At 42.6% G+C, this 21,456-nt stretch carries 12 protein-coding genes and 1 pseudogene; 7 read left to right on the plus strand and 6 right to left on the minus strand.

Annotated features, from left to right (window positions below; all coding sequences use genetic code 11):
• Positions 1 to 89: 89 nt before the first annotated feature.
• A pseudogene (secA, locus tag BN3769_RS06125) lies at positions 90 to 2,894 on the plus strand (preprotein translocase subunit SecA); the annotation flags it as partial.
• Positions 2,895 to 2,996: 102 nt separating this feature from the next.
• Positions 2,997 to 3,152: an SEC-C metal-binding domain-containing protein gene (locus BN3769_RS15250; protein ID WP_420885320.1), complete on the plus strand. Its 156-nt coding sequence runs from the start codon at positions 2,997 to 2,999 to the stop codon at positions 3,150 to 3,152.
• Positions 3,153 to 3,460: 308 nt separating this feature from the next.
• On the opposite strand, the gene BN3769_RS06130 is transcribed toward BN3769_RS15250, so the two are convergent.
• On the minus strand, positions 3,461 to 3,943 hold the full coding sequence (locus tag BN3769_RS06130; RefSeq protein WP_068468648.1) for a hypothetical protein: 483 nt from the start codon (positions 3,941 to 3,943) through the stop codon (positions 3,461 to 3,463).
• Between the two features lie 426 nt (positions 3,944 to 4,369).
• Between BN3769_RS06130 and lpdA the strand changes: the two genes are divergently transcribed.
• The 3 genes from lpdA to BN3769_RS06145 are packed head-to-tail and all read left to right on the plus strand — an operon-like array spanning position 4,370 to position 7,770.
• Entirely contained in the window at positions 4,370 to 5,791 is a 1,422-nt protein-coding gene (lpdA, locus tag BN3769_RS06135) for a dihydrolipoyl dehydrogenase (protein ID WP_068468650.1), read from the plus strand.
• A 58-nt stretch (positions 5,792 to 5,849) separates the two neighbouring features.
• Positions 5,850 to 6,836 carry a lipoyl synthase gene (gene lipA, locus BN3769_RS06140; RefSeq protein WP_068468652.1) on the plus strand — a complete coding sequence of 329 codons (987 nt, stop codon included), beginning with the start codon at positions 5,850 to 5,852 and terminating at the stop codon, positions 6,834 to 6,836.
• A gap of 16 nt (positions 6,837 to 6,852) precedes the next feature.
• Entirely contained in the window at positions 6,853 to 7,770 is a 918-nt protein-coding gene (locus tag BN3769_RS06145; RefSeq protein ID WP_068468654.1) for a HEAT repeat domain-containing protein, read from the plus strand.
• Between the two features lie 80 nt (positions 7,771 to 7,850).
• Here the strand turns inward: BN3769_RS06145 and BN3769_RS06150 are convergent, their stop codons facing one another.
• The 3 genes from BN3769_RS06150 to BN3769_RS06160 all read right to left on the minus strand — a co-directional run bounded on the left by BN3769_RS06150 (position 7,851) and on the right by BN3769_RS06160 (position 11,693).
• Entirely contained in the window at positions 7,851 to 9,398 is a 1,548-nt protein-coding gene (locus tag BN3769_RS06150; protein WP_068468656.1) for a hypothetical protein, read from the minus strand.
• A gap of 281 nt (positions 9,399 to 9,679) precedes the next feature.
• Entirely contained in the window at positions 9,680 to 10,018 is a 339-nt protein-coding gene (locus tag BN3769_RS06155) for an ASCH domain-containing protein (RefSeq protein WP_068468658.1), read from the minus strand.
• Between the two features lie 22 nt (positions 10,019 to 10,040).
• The gene (locus BN3769_RS06160; RefSeq protein WP_068468660.1) at positions 10,041 to 11,693 is read right to left on the minus strand and encodes an FAD-dependent thymidylate synthase; all 1,653 of its coding nucleotides are present in this window, start codon (positions 11,691 to 11,693) and stop codon (positions 10,041 to 10,043) included.
• Positions 11,694 to 12,323: 630 nt separating this feature from the next.
• Between BN3769_RS06160 and BN3769_RS06165 the strand changes: the two genes are divergently transcribed.
• Complete coding sequence (locus BN3769_RS06165; RefSeq protein WP_068468662.1) at positions 12,324 to 13,235, plus strand: hypothetical protein; 912 nt, start codon at positions 12,324 to 12,326, stop codon at positions 13,233 to 13,235.
• Positions 13,236 to 13,972: 737 nt separating this feature from the next.
• Positions 13,973 to 15,229, plus strand: coding sequence for an MFS transporter (locus tag BN3769_RS06170; protein ID WP_068468664.1), 1,257 nt, complete (start codon positions 13,973 to 13,975; stop codon positions 15,227 to 15,229).
• A gap of 9 nt (positions 15,230 to 15,238) precedes the next feature.
• On the opposite strand, the gene BN3769_RS06175 is transcribed toward BN3769_RS06170, so the two are convergent.
• A complete protein-coding gene (locus BN3769_RS06175; RefSeq protein WP_068468666.1) occupies positions 15,239 to 18,697 on the minus strand; it encodes a hypothetical protein in 3,459 nt (1,152 codons plus the stop codon).
• 504 nt (positions 18,698 to 19,201) lie between these two features.
• Positions 19,202 to 21,016, minus strand: a complete 1,815-nt coding sequence (locus BN3769_RS06180; protein WP_068468668.1) for a hypothetical protein — start codon at positions 21,014 to 21,016, stop codon at positions 19,202 to 19,204.
• Positions 21,017 to 21,456: the final 440 nt, after the last annotated feature.

The following is a 21,456-nucleotide window of genomic DNA, read 5'->3' on the forward strand; positions in this document are numbered from 1 at the left end:
ATTGTAAATTGATTCTTTGCACTTCGAAGGAGGAGGATGCTTATCCTGTTTGTTCGGAGGGACACGTCAAATAAAAGAGAAGTATATATATGTTCGGATTTCTCAGAAAAATTTTCGGCAGTGCGCATGATCGCTTGTTGAGCAAATACCGCAAGATTGTCAATGAAGTCAATCGATGGGATGAGCAATTTAAATCTTTGACCGATGATCAATTGCGAGCTAAAACTGCAGAGTTCCGTCAGCGTCTGCAAAAAGGTGAGACGCTTGATCAGCTTTTACCCGAAGCTTATGGCGTGGTAAAAAATGTTTGCCGTCGTTTGAGTGGCACCGAGATCCATGTATCGGGATACAACCAACGCTGGGATATGGTACCTTATGATGTGCAAATTCTTGGTGCAATTGCCATGCATTATGGGGCGATTGCAGAGATGCATACGGGGGAAGGAAAAACGCTGACGGCTGTTCTATCTCTTTACCTCAATGCCCTGTCTGGAAAACCTGTTCATCTGGTCACTGTCAACGATTACTTGGCCCAGCGCGACTGCGAATGGGTGGGGACAGTCATTCGCTGGCTGGGGTTGACAACTGGCGCGTTGACCAACAGCGTGCCTATAGAAGGACGCAAACATATTTATGCTTGCGATGTTGTCTATGGAACTGCATCGGAATTCGGCTTTGATTATTTGCGCGACAATTCGATGGCGATGTCGAAAGAAGACCAAGTGCAAAGAGGCTACTACTTTGCCATCATTGACGAAGTCGACTCGATTCTGATTGACGAAGCCAGAACGCCTTTGATTATTTCAGGTCCCGTCCCTGACAGCCGGCAGATGTATGATGAATTAAAAGAAGGCGTGGCCGAACTGGTGCGCCGCCAGCGCGATTTGTGCAATCGCTTGGCAAGCGATGCGCGTAAAGTCCTGGATCTTTTGCCCCCGCCAGACTCCGGAATTAAAAAGGACAAAAAGCAAGAAGAGGCTGAACAGGAAGCTTATCGCAAGCTTTGGCTGGTGGGAAAAGGAACGCCGCAGAATAAATTGCTCAAGCGCTTGAAAGAAAATCCCGATATTCGCGCTGCTATTGATAAATGGGATCTCTATTACCATGCCGAGCAGAATAAGAGCGAGCGTCTTCAGGCGGTTGCCGAATTGTACATGATTGTCGATGAGAAGGGCAATGAGTATGAATTGACGGATCGCGGGATTAGCGCTTGGCAAACGTATACAGGGGGAATCGGCAGTTCAGAAGATTTTATCATGATGGACATCAGCCACGAATATATTAAGGTGGATGAAGATCCGACTTTGGATGAAGACGCCAAGATGGCCCGCAAGTTGGAAATTCGCGAAGAAGATGCCAAGCGTAAAGAGCGCGCGCATAATTTGAGACAGCTGCTCCGTGCACACCTATTGATGGAAAAGGATGTCGATTACATTATTCATGACAATAAAATTGTCATCATCGATGAGAATACAGGCCGTCCTCAACCGGGCCGCCGCTTCTCTGATGGCCTGCATCAGGCGATTGAAGCCAAGGAAGGGGTAGAAATCCAGAAGGAAACGCAGACGTATGCGACAATTACGCTGCAAAACTTCTTCCGTATGTATGAGAAGCTGTCCGGCATGACGGGAACGGCGACGACTGAGGCAAATGAATTTAAAGAAATCTACAAGTTAGATGTTCTAGAGATCCCCACTCACCGCCCTTGCCGCCGCGTTGATTACAATGACGAAATTTATATGACCGAGCGGGAGAAATATAACTCTATTTTAAAAGAAGTGCGCGGCATTCACGAGCAAGGCCGTCCCATCTTGATTGGAACAGAGTCTGTCGAAGTATCGGAAAAACTATCGCGCATTTTCAAGCAAAATGGCCTTGAGCATACCGTTTTGAATGCTAAGCAAAATGAGCGCGAAGCGGAAATTGTGGCTCAAGCAGGCAGGCGCGGAGCGATCACGATTGCCACCAATATGGCCGGTCGTGGAACGGATATTAAGCTAGAAGAGGGTGTAGCCGAACTAGGCGGGCTTTATGTGATGGGAACGACACGACACCAGTCGCGCCGTATCGACCGTCAGCTTAGGGGCCGTTGCGCACGTCAAGGAGATCCGGGAAATTCCAAATTCTATATCTCATTTGAGGATTCTTTGCTGCGCCTGTTTGCTTCGCCTCGCATCACTGGTGTCTTGCAGCGTTTCCGTCCGCCAGAAGGCGAGCCCATTTCTGCGGGTATGCTCAATAAATCCATTGAAACGGCGCAAAAGCGCGTTGAGCAGCGCAATTACATGATGCGCAAGCATACACTGGAATATGATGATGTCATGAATAAGCAGCGGCAGGAAATCTATGCGTTCCGCAATGAAGTTCTGCAGGTAGAAGATATTGAATCCGTGGCCATTGAGGTTATTGAGAGCGTTTGCGCCATCGGGGCAGAAAAGTTCTTCCAAAGCCATTCTGAAGAAGGTGGATGGGATCCTGAGGGATATCGCCAATGGCTGCTGCATCTTTTCCCCGTCTCCTTTGATGAGCATGCTTTCGATCAAGAGCATTTGGACGTCGAGCAAATAGAGTCCATCGCTGCCGAAAAAGTGGTGCAGGCATTTAAGGAAAAACTGGCCAGAGAAAATGCCAAAGTGCCTCTTCAGCTTATCGAAGAAGGAGAGCCTCCTCGCCCGGCGCATAATGCTGTTCGCAATCTCATGATCCGCAAGACCGATCAAATGTGGCAAGAGCATCTCTTGCGCATGGATCATTTGCGCTCAGATGTCACATTGCGTGCAGTCGGCCAGCGCGATCCGCTGACTGAATTCAAACATGAAGCTTTTGCTTTATTCGATGAACTTAGCCGCAATCTGCGCACGGAAGTGGCTCGTGCTGTATTCCGCTTCGAAATTATTCCTCCACAGCAGACATTGCAGCAGCTCCTTCAGGCAGGCTTGCGTTTAGAGACTAATCGCTCCTTGTTTAATGACCTGCAAAATATTCAGCCCGCTCCTGTGCCTCAAGAAAGGGAAGAGGAACGAGAAGAACAAGAAGAAGAGGAAGATAAATCCGAACCCTTGCTGTCCGGTCCACGCATTGGACGTAACGATTTATGTCCTTGCGGAAGCGGTAAAAAATATAAAAAATGCTGCCAGCCTGAGGCGGTTTAATTAATTAAAAGCCACCTTAAATCATTCGATTTAAGGTGGCTTTTATTCTTAAGCATTCTTTACCTTCTCGACTCGTTGTACGACGTCATTAGCACAGCCCCAAGCTAGCGTATAGCCAGCTCCCCCCATGACCGTAATTTATGAATGATATACTTATTAACCTGAATTAGCGGTTTTAAGAACCCTCTTAATCACTCTGCTATATTCAGTTATGCATGCGCCGAATAATTAGCTTGCAAGGCATTTAAAATCAGGGCTGGTGAAGTGGGGTAATTTTTCTTTCAGAAATGATTGGTAGACAGCCTAAATTAGTCTTCTTCTGATTCCATTTGATGTAAGAATCGCCAGCCCAAATAAATAGCGGGAAAGCTAAGAAGTAAAAAGAAAGGCCAATAGTGGCTATCCCATTGCAGCGTTAAGGTGCCATTTTGAGAAAACAAAAGCAAAATAATGCCAAACAGGAAAAAGACGGAACCGAACATTAAGAGCAAAAGGGGAAAAACATCTTGTTTGAGCTGAGCCAACGTCAAGGAAGCGGGCGAAACGGAAGCTTCTTCGTCTTCTTCTTCTGATTTCGAAGAAAGAGTGGAATTGGCTATATCACCATTTACTTGGTAAAGAGGGGCGGGAATTTCTTCTTTTTTTGACGAGGATGAGAAACCCCAGCTGCTTGCGTCTTCTTCCTCTTGGCCAGCATGAAGATAAACTCCGCAGTATGGACAGTTATCTATTTCTTTTGAAACATTTCCATCGCAATTCCAACAGAGTTTTTTTTGGGGTACCGCGCTCATCTGCAACGCCCTATTTCGCACAATAAATAATCAGTTACTTAAAATATCTGGGATGTCCGAATCTCCTTGTAAGAGGACTATTACACCTTATTTGACATCTTATCGATTTTTTTATCAAAAGGCAAGCATTAGCCTGTGTTTAAGGATTAAATTTTGTCAAGCTCAATTTGAAAGAGGCTGTTTGTAGCTATTTAAGTATTTAAAATTTAAAAAGTTATCTCTTTTTAAGAAGCAATAAAAAAAATTGATTTTTTTTAAAAATAAGACAAGGTTTTTTGTCAAATTTTGAGCAAAATGAGCAAAAAGAAGGAAAAAGGGAGTTGTAGTTGAAAGAAAGTTGAGGCTTTTTAACTGGAAAATAGATCCTCTGAGTAGATTCTGAATTGGAGAATCGTGTATGCTAATTCTTTATGAGGAGAGACAGCTATGGAAAAAAGAAAATTTGACGTCGCCGTCTTAGGAGGCGGTCCTGGAGGCTATCCCGCAGCTATCCGTGCAGCACAGTTGGGAAAATCAGTCGCACTCGTTGAAGTAAAAGAGATGGGGGGAACTTGCTTAAATCGAGGCTGTATTCCCTCAAAGGCTCTGATTGCCGGAGCGGAAGTCGTCGATCGCATTCACCAAGCGGATGCATTTGGCATTCAAGTCAAAGATGTGACTGTTGATTATGACCGTTTGGCTGCGCATAAAGATCGCGTAGTCGAGCGCATGCGAACAGGTTTGGAAGGGTTAATTGCAGCCAACAAGATTACGGTCTTTAAAGGATTTGGGGAGTTCACAGGCCCCCATGAGATTAAAATTAAAGGGAAAGAGCCCGCCATTATTACAGCCGATAAAATCATTATTGCGACAGGGTCGGAGCCTCGCAATATTCCTGCTTTTCCTTTTGACTATGAAAAGATTCATGATTCCACTTCTTTGCTTGCCATGACAACCTTGCCTAAAAAAATGATCATTGTCGGAGGAGGAGTCATCGGATGCGAATTTGCTTCCCTTTATGCGACTTTAGGAACGGATGTCACGATTCTAGAATTGCTTCCCCGCATTATTTCCACTGAAGCGCAAGAGGTTGCACAAGCCCTGACTAAAGCGTTTAGCAAAAGAGGCATTAAAGTAGAGACGAATGTCAAAGTCGAAAAAATTGAGCGGCAAGGAGAGGGCATCACTGCTTATGTGGAAGGGGGAAAAACCTTTACTGCCGATATCTGCTTAGTGGCTGTGGGACGTTCGCTGAATACCAAGGGAATAGGGTTAGAAAAGGCAGGTGTGTTTGTTCAAGATAATGGCATGATTTCCGTGAATGAAAAAATGGAGACAAATGTCGATGGCCTTTATGCGGTGGGGGATATTGCTTCAAAGTGGTGGTTGGCGCATGTCGCTTCTCATCAAGGTATTGTGGCGGCCGAAAATGCCTGCGGAAAATCGGCCCGTATGTTTTATAACGCTGTTCCTTCCGTCATTTTTACGCATCCAGAGATTGGAACAGTGGGCTTGTCTTTAGAAGATGCTTTAAAGAAGGGATATAAGGCTAAAGTTAGTGCTTTTCCTTTTCAAGCATTGGGCAAAGCGCAAGCGGCTCTTCATCCGGAGGGATTCGCTCAAGTTGTCATGGATGAGAGAACAGGACAAATTCTGGGAGCGCAAGTCGTCGGATATGAGGCCTCGACATTGATTGCAGAAATGGCATTGGCCATTACCAATGAGCTGACAGTGGAATGCGTGGCGGAGACCATCCATGCCCATCCCACTTTGGCAGAAGCTTGGCTGGAGGCATCTCTTCTGGCTGAAGGATTGCCTGTCCACTTACCGCCTCCTAAAGCGGCTAAAGCTAGATCGGCGGGCAAATAAATCGGATAGACAAGCGTTAAACTCCCGAAATTCTGGTTATAAAAGAGAGGAAGCGACCATGGATCAGCAGCCGCAAGTTTTTAGCAAGACTCGCTCCAAACGCCTTAATATTTTGCCTGCACACGCTGAAGAGGCCCAAGCGGAAAAAGCGGTGGGGCCTGGTCGTTTTCCTTCTTGGCTTCATCGCAAGCTTCCAAAAGGAAGCGAGCTCAACCAGACTAGCCATGTTTTGTCCCAGCATCGCTTGCATACGGTATGCGAAGAGGCAAAATGCCCCAACTTGCTCGAGTGTTGGTCTAAAAAAACAGCCACTTTTCTTGTCATGGGCAAAGAATGCTCCCGCAACTGTGGATTTTGCGATATCGACTTTACTAAAACACCTAAGCCTCTTGAGGCTGATGAGCCCCTTCGCGTGGCTTTGTCTGTTAAGGAACTTGGGCTCAAGCACGTTGTAATCACAATGGTGGCCAGAGATGATCTGGCAGATGGTGGAAGCGCCCACTTAGTACGCGTCATCCGGGCGGTGAGAGAACACAATGAAAATGTAACTGTTGAAGTGTTGACATCCGATTTTGAGGGCAATCAAAGCGCGCTGAGTCATCTGCTGCAGGCCGATCTTGACATTTTCAACCACAATATTGAGACTGTGCGGGATTTAACGCCGCGCGTTCGCCATAAGGCGACCTATGAGCGCACGCTAAGCGTGTTGCGCTATGCAGCTTCTCAGCGGCGCAATGGAATGAAAATTAAATCAGGCCTTATGGTAGGATTAGGAGAGACGGAAGAGCAGGTATTCGAGACGTTGAGGGACTTGAAAGAAGCGGGATGCGATATCGTCACAATTGGACAATATTTGCAGCCTAACCGGCATAAGTTGTTGGTCAAAGCCTTTATCCATCCCGATCAATTTAAAAAGTATGAAGCCTTTGGTTATGAACTCGGGATATCTTATCTCTATTGCGGACCTTTTGTACGCTCAAGCTATAACGCTAATTTAGTCCTTTCTCGGGCTAGTCAAAATCAAGTGATCATTAACAGTCATTAACGTTCTAAGGAAAATTATGCAGCACGAATCCGATTCTTATGAACACTATCCCCTTGTCGATGCCATTGATCACGAAATTCTGATGCATCGCGATGCGCATTTTGGTGGATTATTCCCCGTTATGCTGGATTATTATAAACGGGAAGAAAAAGGCGTGCAGCCAGAACTTTCAATTGAGCGCATTGAGCGTTTGGCAAAGATGGAAGAGCAGCTCAAGGAAAATCTGTCGGTTTTATTTTTAGCCAGCCATGAAATGCAAAAAGTGGCTGATGCACGTGCTGCTTATCAGCATTTGCGCTCTATTTATGAAGTCAAAAAGCCCAAAAGCCGTTATCCGCAATTAATTGCCGATCTCATTTTGACAGAAGATGAAGAGGCGGAAGCCGAAATTCAGGCAATCGTGGCAGAGAAGGACAAAATCGTGCCAGCCCTGATTGAGTTGCTACGCAATGAGCAGTTTTACGATCCGTTGTTCCCCGGTTATGGACAAGCGCCTTCTTTAGCTGTCAAATGCTTGGGACAAATAGGAGATAAGCGCGCCATCATTTCCCTATTCGAAGCCTTAGGACAAGGTGATTTTTTTGCCGATGACCTCATTATCAAAGCGTTAAAAGAAATCGGACAACCCGCTAAGGAATTTTTATTGCATGTCGTAAAAGGCAGGCCGGTAAATGAAGATAATGAGCGGGCGGCCATTGCTCTTATTTCTTTTAAAGATGATCAAGAAGTGACCCTCGCCTGTTTAGACTTACTAAAGCAGCCGGACATTCAGAAAGATCCCTGCTTGCCGACTTACTTAGTCCTGGCTTGCGCAGGCCTGCAAGATCCCTTGAAAAGGCAGGAGTTTAAAGACATGATCGCTCAGCCCTCCCTTAATCCCCTCCTTAAAAAAGATATGGAAGGCATTATCCACGAATGGCAAGAAAAGGAATAAACGCAGAGGCGCAAAGAAGAGCGATTCCTTATTCTATCTCTTTTCGTTGTGCTTCTGCGGTTTAATGGTCAAAATCCCAATTAGGACAATGCCAGCGCATTTTGAATATCTCCATCTTTTATAAAAGCATAATGGCGGCGGGCTTTATGCAGTTCCTCTAAGGCATCTAATCCCTGCAGATGCGCCAAGGCTGCTCCGACTTTCTCCAAAGAGATTTCACCTTCCCTTAATAAAGGAGCTAAAGCTTTTTCGAGAGCTTCTATGTCCGAGTGCTCGAAGTCAAAGATTTCCCTAATCGCAAAGATAAGATGATCATATTCTAAAGGCGATAACGCCTGAGTTTTTGGAGTTCCATAGAGACGGGCCTGGTAGCGTTTATTAAGATTTGCCGCTTGAATAGTGGATTTTAATACCTCTTTTTCTAGCTCGAACTGGCTTTTTTGAAATCCCAAAAGCTTTTTTGCCCACTCAATAGTCGATTCCATTAACTGGCAGCATTCGCGCTTTTTATTCTCTTTTTCAAAATAAGAAAAGGAAAAAGAAAGTGGAGAGAGATCCCTTTCCTCTATTTTCTGCTTTGCTTCTTGTATGTCCAGAAAGGCTTCTAGGGCTTCTTTTTCAGATATATAGGGGCATGACGAATGGGAAGCAATTAATTCTTCAAATGACGAGCAACCCTTTTGCTTGGCTAGCGCTTGAGCGATGTCTTGAAAGGAAATTTGGTATTGATGAAGAAGAGGGGTCAGGATTTTTGCAAATGTTTTCCCTTCTTCACTATAAGTAGACAGGTTTAAAATAGACAAGATTGCGGAATTAAGCTGTTCATATTCTAAAGGCGTTAAATCGCAATCTTGAGGGCGTCTATAGATCTGGGCCTGGTATTTTTTATTAAAATTGGCTGCTTCAATAAGAGACTTAAGAAATGCTTCCTCCAATTGAAAGACCTTTTTTTGCGTAGCCAGGCATTGTTTTATCAGTTCTTTTCTTTTACTTTCCAAGTGGGAAGCTGCAGCTTCTAATGCTTGTATGGCTAGGTCTCTATCGATCGATTCGGAAGAAGGGGGCTGGGAAATAGAGATTGTCTGATCTATCGGACAGCTGTCCGTTTTTGCCTCAAGCGAATTTAAAGGAGTGATTTCTCCATCGTTGATAGGATCTTGCCGCCTAGTTTCTTTCTCTTCGGGCTGTGAAGCAGGCAAAATAGTTTCCGCATGCGGACGATCCTCGGCTCCAACTCCTGATTCAAGCGGATTCCCGGAATGGGACTCTCTCTCATTGATAGCGCCGGCCTCTCTAGGCGGCAAGGAAAAAGGAAGGGAGATTTGCAGAATGCTGCCTGGCCCTGGAGCATCCGTATAGAAAGCAGCTACTCTTTTGCCTGTCCAACAAGCCCGCCAGTCCGCCTTGGCTTCTTCATGCGCAGATCCAAAAGAAGCGGCAAGCTTGATAAGCGCGCGGACCAAGAGCCAAAGCCTCTTGCTCAACAAAGCGTAATGTTTTTCGCCAACACCGACTAAGCGATACTCCCTGCCTCCCATCGATCTCGTTTCTTCTAAGGGGTAAAATTCCCGAGAGGCAAAATAAGGAGCGGGAATGGAGGGGTCTGTATGAATAAATTTTATTTTCATGATTAAATGTTTTTTATTTTTTTGAACTAATTTTAGATTAACGAATGAGTTTTTATCTATGTTATTTTAAGTTTTGCTTAATCATCTAATTATAGACGGATTCGATTTTTGAACTCATTTCGGTATATAAGAGGATTTCTTAAAACGCATAATAGCCTATATTTGAGATTATTTTCTCTCTAGAAAAAGAATTCGAATCTAGGTCATTAATGGTTTTGGGACAGTTTCTAAGCAAGGTTAAATAGAAAAAGCCCACCTAATTTTATAAGGGTGGATAGATTTTATAGAGGCCGAATAAAAATGCCCAAGAAGCCCCAATGCGCAATGTCTTCTTGTGTATTCCACTGGAGATAAATGCGCGTTGCTTCTTCTAATGAAGACACGCCTGGAAGGGCATTTTCCACTCCTACTTGTTGCAGATAGTCTGCCAAGGTTGCAAAAGGAGTAAGGCGGACGACATCGGCTTGGAAAGCCTCTTGTCCGCAATAAAACTCGATGCGATCGCCTGCTCGAATAGAGCGGTATTTGAGGGAGTTCTTCCTGCCTTCAACGGGTTTTATACCGCTTTTAAGAAGCGAGAACCAAGGCTCTTGACAATGCAAACGGTGAAAATCAGCCATTCCATCTCCGCAGGACGAATAATTAAATCATCATTGTTTGCTGCTGTTTTTCAAATTTGCGCTGCTCTTGCTCGAGTCGGCCCAATTCATAGCCCTCATAATCGACGAATTTAAAAAAGCGCTCGAAGGCTGGGAAAGTTTGGCAGACGACTTTGGCCATTGTTTGGGCGATGTGGCGATAGCTGGGATGCCCGGCAGGAGAAGAGCGCAGCTCGCAAAGCCATTGCAGGGCGCGCAAATTGACGTGGAAATACCATCTAATATTATATGCCATCGGGACGACGTATTGTGCCTCTTCGGGAAGCTCGGCGGCGATGACATCGAATACCTCTTTAGCCTGGTTCAATGCATGGCAATAGTCTTCTTCATAAGGCGTATTTTGGATTTCGGGTGGAATGTAGAAGCCATAGTCGCAGCATAAGAACTGGCGTTCTTGAGTCAACAGGCGATGGCGGTGTAAGTCGCGGTAGGCGCCAAAATCTGTGACAATTTCAAATGTAAATTCGGCATGTTCTAATGCTCTAGGCGATTTGTGGCGGCGATTTTCCCGGGCGTTGCAGCCGGCATCGAGAATGCGCGCCAGTTCTTCATCCGATAAGCCTTTGCAGTAGTTCCAAATTTCGGGCAATCCTTTATTGCCCAAAGAATACAGCAGGGCTGCTGCTACTTTGGTAACGGCATCGGGATCGTAAGAGACCAAGCGTACACCGGATTGAAGGGTGCGTTCGCAATGAGGCAAATGCTGGTCGGCTATTAATTTAAGCTCGGACTGTATAGTCTCGTAAAATTGGGCATAACTTTGATGGGAACGGTGAGAGGGATCGGAACGGCGGACAAATGAAGGAATAACCTTGCTAAGCTCTTCATAGCTGCGCTTGCCGATATCTTGCAGCTCGGCGAGATTTTGACAATTCAGGCGATGGATGAGCTGCTCGAAGAAGCGACCATTGCCATAAATGCCCATATTAGTCAGGGTTCCCGCCGGCAACAGACCCCTTAGGCAATCTAGTACTTTAGCGCGCAGGGCTGCAGTATAGGCTGCTTTGGAAATGAGCGGATCTTTGGGGAAGCGCTGCTCCATGATGGCAGTGACAGGAGGAATCAAGCGGCTGTAAGTATCGAACAACATATTGCAAGTTTGAATATAACTGTCGCGATAGGCCGATGTCATAAGAATAGGTTCGCGATAAAAGAGATATTCGCCTTTAACCTTTTGGTCAAAGTAAATATAACGAGTCGATTTCTCAAGAGGAGAACCGCCGATGCGATGATCTTCAATAAGCTTGGCCGCGATCATGGAGATATTCTCGATCGCTAGGTGCGCTCCTCCCAACTCTCCAATAGAGTCATCTCCATATCCATCTAAAATGCGGTCATAAAAGGCTTGTGCTTTTTTGATGGCCTCGCCCTGTTGATGCGCTTGTTGTTCCTCTTCCGAACGGGCAAGCGGGCCTACAATCGCTTCAAAAGCAGCTTCTTCATTGTTTGTAATAAATTCTTTCAAAAGAAGGCTGCGAAGCCCTAGGGCAGAGCGAGAGTAACGGGAAAAAAGCGCCCCTTTGATGACCTCCGGCAAATTCCTTAACACAAAAATATGGCTGGATGTATTAGTGACGTAGCGTTTTAAAATTTTTATTTGTGCGTCTGTGAATTCTTCGTAATCGTCCGTCAACATAATAATAACTATTCCTTAGTTCTATGCTATGCCGAATGGAATTGAAAATTTGGAACAATTCAAGCCGTCGCTTCAATGAAAAATGAAAAACAGTCTACATCAGTTTGAAGAGATGATAAGACCATTTTCATAGATCAATGTGCCGGCACAGGATTTTACCAATTTTTCAATTCCATTCGGTATAATCCGTTTTTTTGAGAAAAGAATAGATCTAGCGTGCCATAAAGCCTCTCACCTTTCAAGTAAAATGTCATGCTGAATCTATCTTCAAATCTAAAAAGCCTCTTTATTTAACAAATAAAATATTTTATTTATTAAATAAAGAGTAAATATAAATAGCTATTTAAATTGCCGATTTAAATAGTACCTTAAATTCAATTTAGTAGAGAGGTATTAAGAACCGTTAATGACCTAAAATCAAATTTTTCTCTCCTATTGCTCCTAAGAAGAAAGTAATTTCAAATATCGGTTATTATGGGTTTTAATCATTTTCTAAACGTGCCTGTGTTAATTCCACGCCTTGTTTTAGCCTGCTCGAATTTTATGAGGCTTAGTTGAGAATTTGCTTATAAAAATAAAAATTTTTCTGTTTAATTTCTTGTTAAATTAAGGGGAGTGACGGAAAGAGAAATGAGCGATGCAATAATAGGTGAAAATACAGTGGAATGGCGCAAATGGAATCAACAGGGGTTAATTCCGGGCCCTATGGAATCCGAAGAAGAATTTTGCCGGCGCATCGCTTTTTGCCTTCGCCTGGAGCAAGAATTGGTGGAAAGGGTAGGAGCTGATCTTCCATTTGCTGTTGGTGATAAAGCCTCTCAAGAGGTTTTACAAGATAGCTTAAAGCTTACGCAAGACTTATATGGAATATCTCCGGCCTGGGTGCCTTTGTTTTTTAGCAATTATCAGCTGGCACCTTGGCATGGAGGATGCGCGTGGATTTTTCAATTGGATGATTCAACGCCTACTTCTGCCTTTTTACAGCTGCGCGCCTGCTTTCGCCACCAATCGGCTTACTTAGGCCTTTATCAACGCCGCGAATTGATTGCTCACGAGTTAGCTCATGTAGGCCGCATGCTTTACCAGGAGCCGCATTTTGAAGAAATTCTCGCCTATCGCTCTTCTTCTTCTTCTTGGAGGCGTTGGTTGGGGCCTGTTGTCCAGTCTTCAAAAGAAACCCTTTTTTTCATTTTAATTTTAGGCACAGTCATCATGGCTGATCTCGCCTTGCTAGTCATGAATGCGCCTATTGGATATGGACTATCAATTGGACTAAAATTGATTCCTATAGCTCTTGTTTTTCTCGCTTTAGTGCGGTTAGGGAATAGGCAGAGGTTATTTGAACGCGCTTTGGCCCAGCTGAATGCCCTGTATTTAGACGAGCAAGCCGCCCGGCATCTTCTTTATCGCCTACGGGATCAAGAGATCGAATTGTTTGCTACATCTACTGCAGATGGAATTCGTTCTTTTATCCAAGAATACGCTTTGCAGTCTTTTCGCTGGAAGTTTCTTCTTTATAATTATCCTTTGCCATCCGATTAAACATATCCTTTGCTTTTCTGTAAGCCATTCGACGACAGGAGCCAATCTCTTGGGGAATGACCGAGATTCGCGTTCTTTTTCCCTAGAAAGCGAGCAATATTCACTCCGTATTGTCTGCTCTCTCCTATTGCCTCCTAGAAGGAAATCACCTCAAATATCGATTATGAGGGGTTTTAATAACCTGAATTGGCATGCTGGATTGAGGGGGAAATGCGGAAAAAATTTCCGTCATATTAAAACCTGAGTTTGGCGTTTTTTTTGCCGTTTGGACTGACGCAATCGAAAGAGCAAAAAATTCCAAACTCAAGCTAAAAAAAATCGAGCTAAAATTGAGCAGCTAAGCAGACTTATTTGAGACCGGGGACTGTCTTTAAATCGCTTAAAAAATAAAAGTTTGCTAATAAGAGATTATTGATTGTTTTTTTTTAAGAAAAAAAATAAAATTATAGCGTCAATTTATTTAGATTTTTTATTTATTGTATTTAATAGATTGGATATTTTCTATTTTTAATAAATTTGGGTATTATCTGAAAAAATTTAGGATATGCCTGAGGGTGAAGTTTACAAATTGCTAAGAGCCTGTTAAAAAACCTTCTAATGACTTGAATTCGAGTTCTTTTCCCCCAGGAAGCGATAGAAGAGAGGGGAAAATCATCTCAAATATCAATTATGATGGGGTTTAATACATCTTCTAAGCCATTATGAATTGTGAATTCATTCTGAGATGAATGCATTTAATGAAATTTACATCTGCCTTTTTTGATATTTATCAGCATAAGACGCAAATGGCCTATACATGGACGCGTATTTTGAATACGCCTTTTTGGGCCTTGTATACGCTTTTGCCCTTTATCATGTGCAAAGACCTTAATGCGACTCCCTGGCAGATTGCTTGTATTATTAGCTTGAAGCCCATCGTATCGCTTTTCTCTCTTTATTGGAGCTCTTTGATCCGCAGCCGCCATGATCGTTTGATTTCCAATATTATTTGGGCCGGGGTATTTGGCCATCTGCCTTTTTTATTTGTCCCTTTTGTGAGCAATCCTTGGTATTTTGTTCTAGCTTCTGCCGTTTATATGTTATTTTATCGGGGAGTCAATCCCGCTTGGATGGAAATTTTAAAAATTAATGTTCCGGAAGAGAATCGCAAAACGGTTGTTGCTTATGGTTCTGCTTTTTACCATGTTGGAGGAGCATTGCTCGCCATTCTAATGGGATGGGCGCTTGATGATTATTTTCAGGCCTGGCGCTGGCTTTTTCCTTTAACAGCTCTGTTATCTTTATGGTCGATTGTCTTGCAGGCCTCCCTTCCTATTAAGAAAGATATGCCAAGAGTAGAAATGCCTATTAGGCCTTTTTCTTTTAAGGAACAGATTAAAAAGCCTTGGGAAGAAGCGTGGGAATTACTTCGGCAGCGTCCTGATTTTATGCGTTTTCAAATAGGATTTATGCTGGGGGGAGGCGGATTGATGCTATGGCAGCCGGCCTTGCCTCTTTTCTTCATAGATACATTGCAGTTGAATTACAAGGAACTGACCTTGGCAATGACCCTTTGCAAAAGCATCGGATATACTTTAGCGCTTCCGCTATGGACCAAGGCAATGAGTCACAAAGATATTTTTATTTTTAGCAGCCTTGTCACGGCAATCGCTGCTTTTTTTCCTCTTGGATTGATGGCGGCACAGTGGCATCTAATTTGGCTTTATGCCGCTTACCTCTTGTATGGCATGATGCAGGCGGGAAGCGAGCTTAGCTGGAATTTATCCGGTCCTATTTTTTCTAAGCATGAAGATAGTTCTACCTATAGCGGCGTTAATGTTGTCTCGATTGGTTTAAGAGGGTGTGTGGCTCCGCCTTTGGGTAGCCTTTTGTGCTATTTGACCAATGCATCTGTTGCCCTTATGATAGGGGGAGGATTTTGCCTATTGGCTACCTGGCAAATGTATTTAAATAGGCAAAAGGAAGAAAAGCCTTATCTGCTGCCTCTTGGATAGGCGATGGGATTAATTCAACCGCCAAGACCCGAAAAAAGCTGAATTGACTTTGTTTTTAATCTTGTCTTCTATTGTTTGACTTAGCCGGTAAGCTTCATGGTGAAAAGGGTATTGCTTGCGCACTTCTTCAATGGTTTTTTCCAGAGGATACTCAAAGCAGCCAATTCTAACGCCCGCTTCATCATTATTTTTTGAAATAAATTGATTGAGCGCATAAGCGTCTGCAAGTAAAGGATACATGGCTTTCATCACATTGAAATAAGTGGGCTGGCATTCGCTTAAGATTTTATTCTTCAATTCAATGAGTTTTTCCTTTGATAAGCCCGCTTGGTGAGTTAAATGGTGCAGATCATTTAAATACGCTTGCTTGGTTTGAGTGCATAAGGGGACGGCTTCGCTAAGCAAAAAGGCTTGTATAGCCTCTATTATTTTATCTGAAGAGTCTTCTGTTTCTTTAAGGGCTCGATAGCGCTTTAGATAGATAGAGCGGCTTTCTTGCCGGTCTATTAATGCATCTCTTTGCCTCCATGTAAGCTTTGGAAAAAGCTGAGCGGCAATTTCTTTGCGCTTTTCGCAGCTAGATTCGGATCGGGATGTAAGGTTATAAGACAGGCGAATAAATTCACCTGGGGATGGCATTTTATTGCCATTCAAACTTTTTAGCACGGAAAGCTTTTGCTGATATAGAATGGCTAAAGATTGCCAGGAGTCTTCCGGACGCACGCGAGCTTTATAGACGGCTTTAGCAAGGGCTTTTTCTAGCCATGCCCAAAAATCTCTATTAGCCGTGGTATCTAAGTTGGCGATATCTTTTATAAAGTTTTCCTTAATGTCTTTAATGGCGATATCTGGATGGCGCTGCCTTTGAAAAGCCAATGTATATTTGCTGCGTTCTAAAAGCGGTTTCAAGCGTTCGTTCAGTTCCTTGTTTTGGGCGGAAGATAGGCGTTTGCGGATAGGCGTGTCGGCATTGCAAATCCAGCGGCGCATTTGTTCATCGCTCTCTTGGCTATTTTCCAATAAAGCAAGGGTTTGCTCGCTTAGAGGCTTATCTTTCCAACCTAATTCCAAAAATACGCTCCTATGAGGAATAAGGTGCTCTTTTTGCTTATGAAAATCGGTAGGGGAATGCCTGCGGCTGCGCCCTTCTTTGCAAGCCACTCTGATTTGCATTTGCAATTCTCTATCCTCTGCCAGGGCATGGTCCGTGTCAAAAAATTCCCACCTCCAAGGGCGATCTAAGAGTTTCTTGAGATCGGGCAAATCCTCTAGCTTTTTTGAAATGAGAGCGCCTTGAATAGCCTTCGGCCCTTGCTCTTCGTATGATATCCATGTGGAGGGGGTAATCAATCCCAGCAAGTATTCTTCTTGCAACTTCTCAAAAGTTTTTGATTTTTGGCTAGCTAATTGGCTTGATGTTTGAGGACTTGAATGGGTCATAAAGAGCAAAGATTTGAATTGATCGTATAGGTCTTCATATCCTTTCATTTCAGGCGCAAGGCCTACATTATTTCCATGCAAATCCAGGAATTGAATTTCCCCGCTAATGAGCGCATGCCATTCACTTTTGAAGTCTAGCCTTTGCAAGATGGCCTCTAGCAACTGAGGGGTTTCCTTATATTGATAGACGGTCTTCATCTCGGAAAGAAAGGGTTTGGCGATCACATGCTCGACTTTTCGGTGAACTAGTCCATTATCGTCCAAGTTTTGAATATCGTTGATGGCAACGGCTTCAGGAGCCATAATTGTCCAATTGACATTGAGGGCATAAGGAAGAATTCGATTAAAATAATTGATTTGCTCTACTGATAAATCTGTGTTATCGACGCTTAAATTGAGAAGCGGCTGTTGAGACAAAAAAAGGGTTTGAAGGGTTTTGAAATGGACGTGATGCGTTTCATTGTTAGCGTCTTTGTATACCCATCGCTTCTGTTCGCAAGTTTCGTAAATTTTTTTCGTTTCAAGATTGGAAAGATCGGGAACAAAGAAAAGGGATTGATTCTCAAAAGATGGGCCGGAATTCCTTCTTATAGTTCCTGGCGAGGCTTTTTCTCTATTTTTTCGCAGACTATTTGAAGAATGCTTATTGGACGAAGAATAAGCTACTCCGGAGAGTTGGGCGGGAGTGAGGGCCTGAAGCTCTTCAGAAGACAAAGAGAGGTTTCTCCATTTAGATTGGATGAAAAATTCATAAATCTTCTTTTCTTGCGGCCTTTGCATGCGTTTTAAAATTTCAATTTTAATTTCAGAATTTAAAGAGGATGTCCATTCATAGCCTCTCAGCCTTTGCTTTTGATCCAGCAAAATGCCATAATGATTGCAGGAAAGCCGTTCCATTAAAAATCCAGGAACGACACCTTGCGTGGATTTAAAGTTAAAAAGCTGTTGGACAAAAAGCTCCTCTTCTTCTGATTTTTTATTGCATTTCTTATAAATGGAAGCGGCGGAAAGATAGGATTCATTGACCAATCCAGATCCTCTGTTAAAATGCATGATTTGAGGTGAGTGGGTCAAAGATAAAAGGGTTTTAAGACCGGCTTGCAAAGCTACCCCTCGAGAGGCTGCAGCCTCCGAAGCGACATGCATAGGGCGATTGACAATAAATAGCTTGATTTTGTTTAGCAGAGGAAGGACATGCTTATTATATAGCTCGTCATTCTGTTGCGCTTCTTTTCGCAAATAGGCTTCTAGCTCAAAAACAAACCCTATTTCTTCAACATCAACCTGATCTTTTAAGAAAAGAGAATCCAAGGTCGAAATAAGCAAAGACAAGTGGACGTTGTCTTTTTGCTGAATCAGCGCCTTGGCCCAATCGAGCTTTTCATCGCTTTTAAAACTCTTTAATTCGCTTGCAGAGGAAGATGAACGTATAGTCTGCTCATTTAATTCGAGGACGTCGCCGTCGTCGTAAATATTAAATTCTTTTGTTGGTTCAAGTTCTTTTAACGCTAAATCCTGTTCGAACTGGAAAGCCGCCCCCTGTTCTTGGCAATCCAGCAATCCTTGTTGAGCTCTTTCTATGACTTCTTGTTCTTGAAGCTCTTCAAGCTGCTGGGTCAAATGCTGGATTTCTCCTTTTAATTCTTTCAATTTCTGCTTTTCGCGCTTAATATCGGAGCTATAATATATTTGATAAACCAGCTGAATAATATAAGTAAGAATATAAAATCTCTTTTTAGAGGCGGTAATTCCTCTTAGATCAAGAAGGCGGTTTTTAACTTCTAGGCACTTAATTTGATAGTGGGCCAAAAGACGTTGAGTATTATTTTTATCCCTGTCGAATTGCGTCAAAAAGGCCTCATTTGACTGCAAATGATCCGAAGCCAAAATCGTTGTTTTTTGTAGAAGGCCAGACGGGTTTTCTACGTCTTCCAAAATAAGAGGAGGCGAATAAAAGGAAGCAAGCCTTAAATGGGAAGCTGGAGCCTGTAAAGAAAAAGAAGAGGTTCTCTTATTCGAAAAGGGCATAAAATTTAAACCTTTAATGTAAATGTTTGGCGTTTAAAGGGCTGAATTAACATAAGCCAGGAATTAAAGGTTATTTTCAAATTCTGTAATAATTTGCAGGTTTAAACGTCAATTTTATTGATTTGTCAATTATCAATAAAATTGATTTGTAAATCATCAAATTTGATGATTGAAATTCAAAATTTTTAATTTGAAAGCAAAAAAACTATTTCCGATTTTTAAATAAGAATAGAATGACCTTTGGTTGGATTCCTAGAAATCGCTATTGTTTTTATCCTCAATTAAAGATAAGTAGAGACTTGATTAAGCATGGAAAGATAATCTAAGAAATTTTACCTGTCAATTTGAATTAGTTTGAATAAATCTCTTTCAGAGGATGTATTAAACCTATAATAATCGATAGTTGAGATTATTTTTCTCTCGTATCACTTCCTAGAGGGAAAGAATGCGAATCTCGGTCATTAGCGGTTTTAATACCCCTCTAAGAGGCTTGTCGCCGACTTGCTAATTATCTATTTCAAGAAGAGGCTTAAAGGGATTTTTACGTGGCTGTGTATAGAAGCGTGAATTAAAATAAACTTCTAATTCATTTGTCAGATCCGAGGAAAAGATATTTAACTCTTCTACAGAAGAGCAAGCAAAAATTTTTATGTCCATTTCATATTTTTTTAGGAGATCACCCTTTATTTCTTCTCGAGTCCATATCTCCTTGCTGTCTTCAAACTGGCCTAAGAAAAAAAGAAGCTGTTGAAAAGCGCAGACTTGGATTTTCCTTTCAAAATCGTTGAGCATAGGAGGAGCGAATCCGATCTTTTCGGACAAGTATTGAAGAATAATACTTTGAGAAGAATCCCCCAATAAGGGACCCATCACTCTTAAGTAGGAAGTCATGGGATGGTCCGAATCCAATAGCGCAAGCGCTTTAGACTGACTTTCTTGCAGGCGATGCAGCGCCGTTTGGAACTTTTCTTGATGTGTTCCTATGCGGAGTGGAGAGGCTTCCCCTTCAAGCCATTCTTCTTCAAGTTGTTTAGCTGGTTTTTTGATAAATAAGTCTAAGAGGCGTTGCTGGGTATCGTTAAAGACATCAAAAGGAGATGAAGAGTTAGATACATGGTTGTAGAAGTCATCTAAGGCATTTAAGTTGCAAGAAGGGGCATGATTTGACAGGATAGTTTCATGCAGTCGGCGATGAAGATTAATAAACAGTTCTCGATTTTGATCGAAAGCTTCCCGTCTTAGGCGAAATAGCTGTCTGGAACGATTAATATAGCTTGTATCAAATAAAAGGAGCGAGGCAAGGCGTTTCCTTCTTTGATCGACTTGTTGAAAAAGCGCGGCTTGCTCTGTCCTCAAAGGATTGGCTTCGGTCAAAGTTTCTGTGAGGGCCCATCCCGTATGTTGGGAAGGATAAGGGAAGCCTGCATGCGTGGTTTCCGAAGCTAAGCGGAAGCTATCCAAAATAGGCATGCTCATAAATTTAGAATCGGGAGAAGGACGCTTAAATGCTCCTATAAGGGTGATGACAGCTCCGGGGCCAATTTCTAATAGTTGGCGCATAGCAATCAAGTTATGGCTCTCTTCCATTTCAATGGGCGCTTGCTTGATCAAGCTTAACACTTCGGCAAGGGTGCTTTGTTGGAAAAGATGGGATTGAACCATGCGGATTGCTTTCATGCGAAAGGTGTCGGTCATAAACTGAGCAGTCTTTTTATGCGTCGAGCTTATCGAGGCATATTTCTTTTTATCAGCCCCTTGCAAGAACGTTGTACGGAGCTCTTTAAATGTCTTTTGGGCGGCATAGTCATTGGGGTGAGAATCATATTTAACGGAGAAGGTGTGGGGAAGCTCAATTGTCTGGCCTTTAATTTCTTCATCGAGCAGCAGTTGATTGCGTTCATAATTATAGAAATCATATTTTGATGCCCATAAAGAATAATCACTTACAACAAGTGCATTATAGCGATAAATAGCCTCTAGCGCCGATTGAGCAAGTTTTTGCTGAGCGCTATCCCCTTCTTTCAGCCTTTCAATTAAAGAAGAATGGCTTTTAAGAATATCGCGCGCTTGAAGAATTTCTTGCTTAATTTGACTTAATTTTTTTTCTTGCTCTAAACGGGCTTGCTCAGAGAAAAGCGGACTGATATAACAACGCGCCAATCCAATCACTCGATCCAAGGCCGTCGTCTTTTTTGCAACAAGCATTCCATCTTGTCCCACTTCTAAACGCGAGGCTTCCGGCTGAGTAAACACATCTAGCTTCTCAATGGCTTCTTGCAAAACCTGAGTAGGATTTTTAAAAGATTGATGTTTATCCATAATATGAAAAATGAATTGACTAATTGGCCAACACTATAGCTTCTACATGTAAATATTCTATTAAGATGACGCGACAGAACTTGTTGAATTTGTAATGGCCCATATGCGGATTCGTCCATAGAGAATAATACTCTTGAATCTAGGTCATTAGCGATTTTAATACACTCTCTTAGATCCCTTATTATTATAAAGATCTTTCTTAAATAAATATTTATATATAAACAGTAGTAGTCATCTATATTCTTAAAACATAATAATATTTGTTAACAATATTATTGTCATTTAAAATTTAATTTAATTAAAAAATAATTTATTTTGGTAGTTCCCAACAAGTAATGCTAAAAAGAGCTTGAAATAAGAACAAATACCAGCTTTCCTAGATAGAAAATTTATCAAGGAAATGAAAATGAATCTAAATTGTCCAAGCTGTAACTCTGAGC

Origin of the sequence: Candidatus Protochlamydia phocaeensis, assembly GCF_001545115.1 — a bacterium.
GTDB lineage: Bacteria > Chlamydiota > Chlamydiia > Chlamydiales > Parachlamydiaceae > Protochlamydia_A > Protochlamydia_A phocaeensis.